The organism is Corynebacterium sp. MSK047 (assembly GCF_030232285.1).
Taxonomy (GTDB): domain Bacteria; phylum Actinomycetota; class Actinomycetes; order Mycobacteriales; family Mycobacteriaceae; genus Corynebacterium; species Corynebacterium jeikeium_D.
Genome location: NZ_JASPJI010000008.1, coordinates 99,445 through 109,267 on the forward strand (window position 1 = coordinate 99,445; position 9,823 = coordinate 109,267).

10 protein-coding genes are annotated in these 9,823 nt (G+C 55.4%); 6 read left to right on the forward strand and 4 right to left on the reverse strand.

Going from position 1 to position 9,823, the window contains the following annotated elements; translation table 11 throughout:
- Positions 1-262: 262 nt before the first annotated feature.
- Positions 263-1,492, forward strand: a complete 1,230-nt coding sequence (locus tag QP981_RS04855; RefSeq protein ID WP_284857543.1) for an HNH endonuclease signature motif containing protein — start codon at positions 263-265, stop codon at positions 1,490-1,492.
- Here the strand turns inward: QP981_RS04855 and QP981_RS04860 are convergent.
- Positions 1,489-1,815, reverse strand: a complete 327-nt coding sequence (locus QP981_RS04860; RefSeq protein ID WP_005511827.1) for a transglycosylase family protein — start codon at positions 1,813-1,815, stop codon at positions 1,489-1,491. The genes QP981_RS04855 and QP981_RS04860 overlap by 4 nt on opposite strands.
- 93 nt (positions 1,816-1,908) lie before the next feature.
- Here QP981_RS04860 and QP981_RS04865 point away from each other — a divergent pair, with 93 nt between their 5' ends.
- Positions 1,909-2,922, forward strand: coding sequence for an App1 family protein phosphatidate phosphatase (locus tag QP981_RS04865; RefSeq protein WP_048731921.1), 1,014 nt, complete (start codon positions 1,909-1,911; stop codon positions 2,920-2,922).
- Positions 2,919-3,599, forward strand: a complete 681-nt coding sequence (locus QP981_RS04870; RefSeq protein ID WP_284857544.1) for an AAA family ATPase — start codon at positions 2,919-2,921, stop codon at positions 3,597-3,599. Before QP981_RS04865 ends, QP981_RS04870 begins: the two co-directional genes overlap by 4 nt.
- On the opposite strand, the gene QP981_RS04875 is transcribed toward QP981_RS04870, so the two are convergent.
- Positions 3,583-4,965, reverse strand: a complete 1,383-nt coding sequence (locus QP981_RS04875) for a DHA2 family efflux MFS transporter permease subunit (protein ID WP_284857545.1) — start codon at positions 4,963-4,965, stop codon at positions 3,583-3,585. The two genes, QP981_RS04870 and QP981_RS04875, sit on opposite strands and share 17 nt — an antisense overlap.
- Before the next feature lie 59 nt (positions 4,966-5,024).
- Between QP981_RS04875 and QP981_RS04880 the strand changes: the two genes are divergently transcribed.
- A complete protein-coding gene (locus tag QP981_RS04880; RefSeq protein WP_070602180.1) occupies positions 5,025-5,441 on the forward strand; it encodes an iron chaperone in 417 nt (138 codons plus the stop codon).
- 24 nt (positions 5,442-5,465) lie between these two features.
- Here QP981_RS04880 and QP981_RS04885 read toward each other — a convergent pair whose 3' ends face one another.
- Positions 5,466-6,839, reverse strand: coding sequence for an aminotransferase-like domain-containing protein (locus QP981_RS04885; RefSeq protein WP_048731913.1), 1,374 nt, complete (start codon positions 6,837-6,839; stop codon positions 5,466-5,468).
- Between QP981_RS04885 and QP981_RS04890 the strand changes: the two genes are divergently transcribed.
- Together QP981_RS04890 and QP981_RS04895 are read left to right on the forward strand one after the other, a co-directional pair.
- Complete coding sequence (locus tag QP981_RS04890) at positions 6,838-8,100, forward strand: aminotransferase class I/II-fold pyridoxal phosphate-dependent enzyme (RefSeq protein ID WP_284857547.1); 1,263 nt, start codon at positions 6,838-6,840, stop codon at positions 8,098-8,100. The two genes, QP981_RS04885 and QP981_RS04890, sit on opposite strands and share 2 nt — an antisense overlap.
- Positions 8,101-8,224: 124 nt before the next feature.
- Positions 8,225-8,347: a hypothetical protein gene (locus QP981_RS04895; RefSeq protein ID WP_255351592.1), complete on the forward strand. Its 123-nt coding sequence runs from the start codon at positions 8,225-8,227 to the stop codon at positions 8,345-8,347.
- Between the two features lie 38 nt (positions 8,348-8,385).
- On the opposite strand, the gene QP981_RS04900 is transcribed toward QP981_RS04895, so the two are convergent.
- A complete protein-coding gene (locus QP981_RS04900) occupies positions 8,386-9,201 on the reverse strand; it encodes a hypothetical protein (protein WP_284857548.1) in 816 nt (271 codons plus the stop codon).
- Between the last annotated feature and the right edge of the window lie 622 nt (positions 9,202-9,823).

Consider the following 9,823-nt stretch of genomic DNA (forward strand, 5'->3'; position numbering starts at 1 on the left):
CTGTTTTCTACAGCTCCGCTTTTATGAAAGCGAGATTACCAAGCTTTCGTTTTCGAACGGGTGTTTTATTTGTATTTTGGTACGCCACCCCGCGAACAACCCACAAACACCCAGGTAAAATGTGCTTTTATAGTCGGCTAAACATCTTCGAAAACTCCTCAAAATTCTCTTTCATTCCTCTTTACAAGCCAGAAAAGCGCCCGTATGATAGCAAGTAAGTTCGAAAGAAAACCGACAACCATTGGAGCACCAGGGGGATCCAATGAAGTCCGAACAAGTACCCGAACCATATTGGGCTCACGAAAATCCTGAAGATGAGCTCTCAGCACTCGCGCGGGCTACCAACCGCGCCCAACTTGAGTTACTTGAAGCCTGCTGCCCTGCAGGTGATGATGACGTTGAAAACCATGCCGCTCGCATCAGCGTTCGGTTGGGAATCACTCGCAGTGAGGCACTGCGTATCTGTGACATTGGCCTGTTGCTGGAGAAAATGCCACAGTTGGCGGAATATGCCCGGGAAAGCTGCGCATTGTCCATGCGGCAACTCGGCATCATTGCACATGGCGTAGTCGGCATCGAGCCTGATCAAATACCCGATGCAGAGAAGAAGATTCTGGCATTGGTTACGCCACGGAAGCGTCGTCAAACAATGATTGGTCCTCGCACTCTCACCACCAAAATTGGTGATATTGCTGCGGACTTGGATGACCGTGCTCGCGCCGACGGCACAATTCCCACCATCACCGACACGGAATCGGTGACTCTGGTGGAACGTCCCGACAGCTGCTCCCAAATCATTCTCACACTGCGGCCGGACCGCGCCTATTTTGCCATGTGCGCGATTGAAACGGTCTTCCGCACGAATGAGGAAATGACGCAGGCGGATGCATTTGTGGAACTGATCCACCAGCGCACCAATGCGGAAGTTGTGCTCAATGTTTTCCGCGAGCCCCACAGTGATGACGCCTGGCTGGACGGCGCCGGCTGGCTAGGCGCGCTGGTCACGGAGGAGTGGATGCAAAAAGTGACGCATGTCCGCCTCTCAGCAGACAGCGCCACCAATGGTTACCGTCCAACTCCAGCGCAGGTCGCCCGCGTCCACGGTCGCGATGGAACATGTCGCTTCCCCGGCTGCGAAGTCCCAGCGTACAAGTGCGATATTGACCATATCGCGCCGTACAACCAGGAAGACCCCGAAGCCGGTGGCCCCACCGACACACAGAATCTGCACTGCCTATGCAGGAAGCACCACAACCTGAAAACCCACAAGCTCTGGGATATCACCGCTTATGAGGACGGCTCAGAGGTGTGGTCCTCTGCCGACGGTATTACCGCGGCGACCGTCCCGGCCGGACCATTAGCCGGGTTCGGGCGACAGACATTTGACAAACGCGCTACCCAGAAGACGAAAGCACGCCATGACCACTACATGAAGTGGTGGCTGTCATTCGCGGCTGTGCCAGATCTGGTCTTTGATGATGGGGAGGATTAACCCAGCGGGCCACCGCAGTTCGGCCATGCGCCAGCACCCTGGGAGGCAAGCACGCGCTCGCCAATCTCAATCTGCTGCTCCTTAGTGGCCTGGTCAGCTGTCGGTGCGTACTGGTCACCGCCGTGGCCACTCCAGGTCTGCTGCGAGAACTGCAGTCCGCCGTAGTAGCCGTTACCGGTATTGGTCTGCCAATTTCCGCCGGACTCACATGCCGCAACCTGATCCCAGGCGCTGACTGATGCAGCGTTAGCGGCGGCGGTCGGGGCAGCAATCATGCCTGCTGCCACAGCGGCGGATGCGATGAACTTACCGGAAAAACGCATAAAAAGAGAACACTCCTAAAGGGTTGACTTTTCTCTTGGGCGACCAACCTACGCGCACCCTCCCCCGTCCTGTCAACCCGTATCCTGGAAAGCATGTCCGTGGCAGATGTCGTCCGCAAGACCGAGAGAAGGATCAACGCGCTGGCCGCCAAGCGTTCCAAAAACGCTGGTTGGGAACCGGAAATCATCGGTTTCACCGGGTACGGAAATGCAGAGCGCGTGCGCGTATTCGGCCGTGTCCTCCTGAAGGATCCGGCCAAAAAACGAGACGAAGAACGAAACAAAAAACGCGGATTTTGGCAGTTCTTTACCGTCGAACTCGCGGACTTTCCCGTCACCATCACTGCCGGCGACCGCACGGTGGAAACCACCACGGATAGCAACGGCTATATCGAGGTACTAATCAGGAATCACGGCCTCGAACCCGGCTGGCACGAAATTACCATCAACGACACTCCTGCAGAGGTCCTCATCCTCTCCCCGGAGACCAAATACGGCATCGTCTCCGATATTGATGACACCGTGTTGGTCACCATGCTGCCGCGCGCCCTCATCGCCGCCTACAACTCCTGGGTCAAGGAGACAGACGAGCGCAAGGCCGTCGCTGGCTTCAGCGAGTTTTATGCGCAGCTTCGCCGTCGTTACGCGAGCAAAACCGACGAGGACACGGACGTTCCCGTCATCTATCTCTCCACCGGAGCGTGGAACACCTTCAGCACACTAAAAAGATTCCTACACCGCAACAACCTGCCGAAGGGCCCACTGCTTCTCACCGATTGGGGGCCAACGCCCACCGGCCTGTTCCGCTCGGGCAAGGAACACAAGAAGGTGCGACTTCGCGACCTGTTTATTGACTTCCCCGAAATCAACTGGATTCTCGTCGGCGATGATGGCCAGTACGACCCGCTCATCTACGGCACGGCCGCGGCGGAGCATCCCGACAAGGTCGCGGCCATCGCAATCCGCAACCTCACTCCCAGCGAGCACGTGCTCTCTCACGGCACGGCGGTGCCAATTGAAAAGCTGGAGAACAAGGAGGTCCCGTTCATCGAGGGCGCCGACGGCTATGAACTGCTCAAACAGATTGACCAGCTGCTGCAACCATGATCTACCTCCGCCATGCCCGTATTCACGATGATGCCGAGCTCCCGGCGTACGTCGTAAAGCTCGCCCTGCCCTTCCCCATGACCTTCACCACGCCGATCACCATCCTGACCGGCGAAAACGGCAAGGGAAAGTCGACGGTGCTGGAGGCGTTGGCATCGGCGATGGGCGTCGATACGGACGGCGGCTCGCGGTACAAGACGCAAGAGCGTACCTCCCCGGTCCCGCTGGTGCTGACCAGGCGCAATCCCCCGGACACGTTCTTCTTTCGCGGCGACGCGCACCTGAACCTCACGCGCTATTACGAGTCGCTTGGAGACCCCTCCTTGGCCGACCTCACCCAAATGAGCCATGGCCAATCCATCATGGCGCTAGCCGAACGCCGCCTCAGCGCCGAATCACTGATCTTCCTCGACGAACCCGAAGCCGGCCTGTCGGTCCTACGCCAACTGGAGCTCCTCGGCCGCCTCGGCGCGCTCGCGGAAGCCGGCGCACAGATCATCATGGCGACGCATTCCCCCATCCTGCTCGCCGCGCCAGAAGCAACGATTATTTCGCTTGACGACGCCGACACCACCCACTTCGAAGACACCCTCGCGGTACGGGCAACCAGGGACTTCCTAGCCGATCCCGTCGGCATCGCGGACTACATGGTGGAGCGTTTTACTTCGGATTCTTAATCCCCAGCGCCGCCACGACACCCACGGCCGACAGTGCCACCGGCAACCACATCGCGTCACTCATGGCGGTGGTGAAGTCGCCACGGTTGCTGCTAAGCGCCGCAGCCATGACGGTGGCAATCAGCGCGCTACCCAGCACACTGCCGATCTGGCGGATGGTGTTGTACACACCAGAGGCGGCACCGGCGAGGGACGGGTCGATGTTGCGGGTGGCAGCCGTCGACAGCGTGCCCCAAATAAACGCGTTTGCCACACCGAATGCGGCGCCCGGCAGCAGCAGCCACAGCACGGAAAGGTCCTCGTGGATGAGGTAGTGGAACCCGAGCATGCCCACCAGTGAGGACCCAAAACCAATCAGCGCGAACTCACGGAACTTCAGCCGGTCTAGCATTCGCCCAGTCCACGGTGCCATGACACCGGAGATGACCGCCTGCGGCACGAGCAGTAGTGAGGCTTGGATGGTCGATAGGTCGCGGGCATTCTGGGCGAAGAGGATGATTGGGAAACCAACCGCGACCACCAGCGCCCCCGTCACAGCAATCGCCAGCGAGGAGATGGTGAAGTTGCGATCCTTAAAAAGGGACAGCGGCATCAACGGTTCGGCCGTGGTCTTGGCCTCCCACGCGGTGAATAGTCCAAGAACCACCACGCCACCGGCAATCAGTGCCCAGATCCAACCGGACCAGTCGGCACTCTCCCCCTCCTGAATGCCGAAGACCAGCAGGAACATACCAATCGCGCTGAGTACAACACCGAGATAATCAATCTTGTTGCGGTGCGTCTCAAAGGTCGGCAGATAGCGGAACGCAAAAACGAGCCCGATCAGCCCAATCGGCACATTAATGAGGAAAATCCAGCGCCAACTCAGCAGCTCAATCAACACGCCACCGGCCAGCGGCCCCGTCAGCGAGGCAATTCCGGCCGCCGCACCCCACAGGCCCATCGCCGCACCGCGATGCGCCGGCGGAAACATCTGCGTAATCAGCGCCATCGTCTGCGGCGTCAGCAGCGCGGCCCCCAGTCCCTGCACCACGCGGGCAATGATCAGCATGCTTAACGACGGCGCCAACCCACACGCCAGCGACGCCAACACGAAGATAACCAGGCCCGCTACATAGGTGTGCTTGACTCCCCAGAGGTCACCGAGCCTGCCAGTAATGAGCAACGGCACGGCATAGGCCAGCAGATAACCACTGGTCACCCACATGACCTGGTTGAGCTCACCGCCCAGTTCATGCTGGATGGTGTTGATACCAACGGTGACAATGGTGGCGTCGACCAGGATCATGAAGAAGCCGAGTAACACGGTCCATAGCGCTGGCCACGCCTTTTTGGGATCAAACTGAGTATTCAAATCTGTAGCCACTCGGAGTTATGTTAGTTGATGGCTCGGGTGTTAGTTGATGGCACAGTAAAATCCAGGCTATGGCTGTTCAGCATATGACCGATGAAACCATCGCCGAGTTCTTCGCCAATCACCTCTCGCGGGTAGATGATGACACGCAGCGCGCTGTCGCTCTCGAGGTGTTGGAATGGGTTCATGAAAAGTACCCGGAACTCGGCGTTCGCATTGCCTGGAATCAGCCGATGTTCACGCTCGATGGCACTTTTATCATCGGTTTTTCCTACGCCAAGAAACACATGTCCATCGCCCCAGAGCGCGACGGCATTGTGAAGTTCTCCGACGAGTTCGATGCCCGCGGCCTCTCCTACGGAAAAATGATGGTCCGCTTCCCCTGGCCAAAGGATGGCAAGGCCGAGTCCATGCCGCTGGACCTGCTGGCCAAAATGATTGAGTTCAACATCGAGGACAAGCGCGGGATGACCAAGTTTTGGCGGTAGGAAGGTCTCCGTCGAATTTAGTGGCTAGCCCGAAACCACGCTGTCCAGAATCATCGCAGCATCAACAAATCTCTCGGGATGGGGACCCGCGAAGTTCAGGCGTAAATACGGGCCGATTTCCTCGGAGGGAAACCAGTCCCGTCCTGGCGCAACTATCAGTCCCCGTCCTTCGCAACGTTCGGCAACCTCTTGGGGGTCTGTGCCATCGGGAAGCCTGCACCACAAGTTGAGTCCTCCTTGAGGCACGTGTGGAGTTTCCACCGACGGCGCATATCTGGATAAAGCTTCAAGCAAATCATTTCGTCGCTGTCGCAGTGCGACCTGCATATTTTTGAGGTGCGTCGCGTACGCACTTTGCTTGACGACGTCCAGCGCCACGGCCTGCAAAATTCCACTGGTGTACAACGCTTCGGCTGAAACTTCTGCGAGTATCCGCTGAAGAACCGGCCCCTTGGCAATTACTGCCCCTACCCGAACTGCAGGCGAAATCACCTTTGTCAGCGATCGCAGATAGATGACATGCCCTTCGGCATCATCCGCCGCTATCGGAACATCAGGTGCGTCGAATGCGAAATCATGTGCCCAATCGTCCTCAATGAGGAAAGCGTTGAACGCTCTTATGATTTCAATAATTGTTTTACGACGAGCTGTCGACCACCGTTTCCCATGAGGGTTACCGAACGTGGGTTGACCATAAAAAGCTCGTGCAGAACTCGTTCGTAGCAGCCTCTCCAAACTCTCGGGGATTGGCCCCTCATCATCACTTTCCACTGGTAGTAGAGAAATCCCAGCCTGCCGAGCAGCCAGGATTGCACCCCAATATGAAGGCGACTCAATGATGAGTTCCTTCGGTGAAATGGCACGAAAAATGGCACCGAGCCCGCTCTGTGTGCCCGGAACAATAACCACATCGCGCTCATTTGCCCGTACCAGTTGCGAAGCAAACCACTGCCGCAGTTCTGCCATCCCCCGCACCGGTGCTCGTCGATAGGCATCGTACGATTTACTGACTCTGGTAAGCGCTCTTCGTACCAAGTTCGTTGGCAGCAGAGATTCATCCGGATAACCGGAATGCAGACTGATTGCCTCATCAGTGGAAGCTCTCTGGGTGGCGGCCAGAACCCTTCCGGTATTGGGCTGAGGTCCCAGCGCTCCGACTTGCCAGCTAAAGTCCGCCCGTGGGAGTTGTTGGCGATGCCTGACGAATACCCCCACGCCGACTCGCACTTCTACCAGTCCGCGGGTAGCCAGTTCGTGGATAGCGTTTCGCACTGTCACCGGGCTAACCGAATACGACCGTGTGATTTCACGGCTGGATGGCAGCTTTTCTCCGGCTTTGTGTTGCGCAATCCACGTTTCCAGCTCGCCGACCAACATAGACGTGCTACTGTTAACCATGAATATACATAGTAGCGCTATCGTATCGAAGCGCGCAGTGCTATCCTGCCCAATCCATTTTTCGCATCACCTCGATAATGTTCTCTATGACCTGCGCGGACCAATTCAGGACAAGGCCGACGAGCTACAGCGCCAGGGCGTAAAGGTCATTCCCCTCAATGTCGGAAATCCTGCCCCATTCGGCTTCCGGCCATCTGCAGAGGTACTTTCCGCTATGCACCGTGGCCTCGAGGAAACTTCTGGATACTCAAATTCCCTCGGCCTGAGCGACACCCGTCAGACTGTCGTGGACTACTACTCGCAGAATGAGGACTTCCCCGACCTCGATAGCAATCACGTTCTTGTCGGAAATGGTGTCTCGGAGCTGGTAAACCTATGTCTACAAGCTCTCATCAACGACGGTGATGAGATCCTCATCCCCTCACCCGACTATCCACTCTGGACCGCATCCACCACCCTCGCCGGCGGAGTCCCCGTGCACTATTCCTGCCTAGAAGAAAATAATTGGCAGCCAGACGTCGATGCCATACGCGAGTCCATCACAGCCAAAACTCGGGCGATTGTCATCATCAATCCAAACAATCCCACAGGCGCCATCTACTCACCGGAGACTCTCTCCCAGATTGCCCAGCTCGCACGTGAGCACAATCTAGTGCTGCTTTCCGACGAAATCTACGACCGCATTGTGTACCCTGGAGCCTCGTTCACTCCAACAGCTTGCCTAGCGCAGGATGTCCCCTGCTTAACGTTCTCCGGCCTTTCCAAGACGCATCGCTTGGCCGGATTGAGAGCTGGATGGGTGACTGCAACTGGATTTCGCGAACAGGACACCCTGCTTAAAGGAATTCGACTACTGGCCTCAATGCGGATGTGCGCCTCAATTCCAGCCCAGCACGCGATTGCTGCCGTGCTGGGCAAAGAACACAGCATCGACAATTTAGTACGACCCGGTGGCCGCCTCTTCGAACAAAAAGTTGCTGCCACTACAGCACTCAGCAAGATTCCCGGAATCTCGTTCATCGAGCCGCAAGGGGCGCTGTACATTTTCATTCGACTAGACGGCAATATTTACGAAATTGATAAGGATGAGGACTTCGTTCTCTCGTTTCTGGAAGCAGAACACATTCACATCGTCCAAGGCAGCGCTTTCAATGTGAAAGGCGGGACATATGTCCGGATTACTTTTCTTCCTGAGGTCGAGACAATTGAACATTTCGCCGCTCGCTTCGCAGCTCACCTGGAGAAGTACGCTAAGCGCTAGCCCCTACCTACATCGCTAAATCCGCCAGGGCATCCTCATCAATAAAGGCCGTCCATCTTCGACCCGCGCAGGTATTGAAAAGTTCTCCGACGAGTTCGATGCCCGCGGCCTCTCCTACGGAAAAATGATGGTCCGCTTCCCCTGGCCAAAGGATGGCAAGGCCGAGTCCATGCCGCTCGACCTGCTGGCCAAAATGATTGAGTTCAACATCGAGGACAAGCGCGGGATGACCAAGTTCTGGCGGTAGGTCGGGGTTGATTACCAGCCCTGGAAGCTGCCAAGCACTTAATGAGCATTCCTTTCCTCAGCGAGATCACGCAGGAATGTGTCTTTGTCGTCGCAGTAAATCTCAATCGAGGAAACCATCATTGGTCCCTTGTAAAGATCTTCTGCCACGACCTGCGAATCGACTTCTAACTTGACGTTCACTTCACTCAAAACAGGCACCCTGAGATTGCCGTGCTCGTCAATTGCTACGTCCCCTCCTTCACCTGCCGTTACGGAGCTCGCATGACGTAAGTGTGACCACGGAATTTCGCAAATAAGCCTTCGCCCATTTCGCAGTACGAGTCCTTGCGGTGTCATTAGATGTGGATGATCCCGAACAGTTACGTAAAATCCAGATAAAAGAACTACGGCATAAACACTAATTACCAGAAATAAATATCGCCAAAACGCATTAGAAATAGCAAAATGCACTATGCTTATTTCTGCAACGCTCAGCGCCAGTATCATAAAAACAACAGTTCGAAGGTTTCTATATGCTGTGAAGGACCTGACTTCACTGTCGACATTTCTCTGAGGCTTAAAAAAGGTGAAAGCAGCTAGCAGCGAACCAACTTCCGAAACGAGTAACGCTAGTATTTTTCGAGGTACGCCAAATTTCTTTGACGTCTCGGACAGCGAAGAAGCCCATGACCTGCCATTTCTGAGATAGTCTTGCCACATACCTCCAAACAGTAAGAGAAAAGCCGCAACCACCACGGCAAGTGGTAACAGGAATACCCAACCCGGCAAACCAGATACCACATTCATAAGAAGGAAAAGAACTCCTTCAAAAATAATTGCGGCACCCAGCATTGCTCTAAATACAATTTTCATGTTTGCCTTCCGATTATGAATTGGCAGGTTTTCCTCGGAAGAAGATTCCTCACCATGCAAGCTCTCTCTTAATACTTCTTACACATTCTTGAGTTGCTTTTTCACGATATAAACAGGTACCAAATGATCGTCAAAATATGGCCGTGAGCCAAGCTCATGACTGAACACCGCTATATCAATGCCCCAGATGGGGGCCGACTGCCCTCATGCACATCTCAAAACTATTCAAGTTTTCTTCTACTTTCAATACAAAATGAGTTTTGAGATTTCTACATTTCTTCTCGCGAGCCAGTTGCAATGCCCGCTGGCCGACGCATCCGACGACTTATGGCCACGCTATTCACCTATCGATGCGCTACAGCGTATCCACAAGTGAATAGCGCATCGACAAGTGAGAGAGCCTGGCTCACAGCGTGCGCATAAGTGCCGAAAAACCATCGATAAGTCAGGGGAATACATCGACAAGTCCCCGAAACCTGGCCATAAGTGCCGGACAGGGTTAAAGGAGAGTTAAAGGACAAGCCAACAACGTCAGCTCAGCATCGGGTTAAGGGTCAAAAAGTGTGTCCGGAATCGCGGATTTTCACGGATTGACCTGTAGGTTTCCGGAAAGTATATGCTC

Excerpts from the sequence above, each read along its gene's own strand:
- QP981_RS04895 (WP_255351592.1), top strand. The coding sequence starts at position 8,225 with ATGATGGTCCGCTTCCCCTGGCCAAAGGATGGCAAGGCCGAGTCCATG.
- QP981_RS04855 (WP_284857543.1), top strand. The coding sequence starts at position 263 with ATGAAGTCCGAACAAGTACCCGAACCATATTGGGCTCACGAAAATCCT.
- QP981_RS04890 (WP_284857547.1), top strand. The coding sequence starts at position 6,838 with ATGAATATACATAGTAGCGCTATCGTATCGAAGCGCGCAGTGCTATCC.
- QP981_RS04880 (WP_070602180.1), top strand. The coding sequence starts at position 5,025 with ATGGCTGTTCAGCATATGACCGATGAAACCATCGCCGAGTTCTTCGCC.
- QP981_RS04870 (WP_284857544.1), top strand. The coding sequence starts at position 2,919 with ATGATCTACCTCCGCCATGCCCGTATTCACGATGATGCCGAGCTCCCG.
- QP981_RS04900 (WP_284857548.1), bottom strand. The coding sequence starts at position 9,201 with ATGAAAATTGTATTTAGAGCAATGCTGGGTGCCGCAATTATTTTTGAA.
- QP981_RS04860 (WP_005511827.1), bottom strand. The coding sequence starts at position 1,815 with ATGCGTTTTTCCGGTAAGTTCATCGCATCCGCCGCTGTGGCAGCAGGC.
- QP981_RS04865 (WP_048731921.1), top strand. The coding sequence starts at position 1,909 with ATGTCCGTGGCAGATGTCGTCCGCAAGACCGAGAGAAGGATCAACGCG.
- QP981_RS04885 (WP_048731913.1), bottom strand. The coding sequence starts at position 6,839 with ATGGTTAACAGTAGCACGTCTATGTTGGTCGGCGAGCTGGAAACGTGG.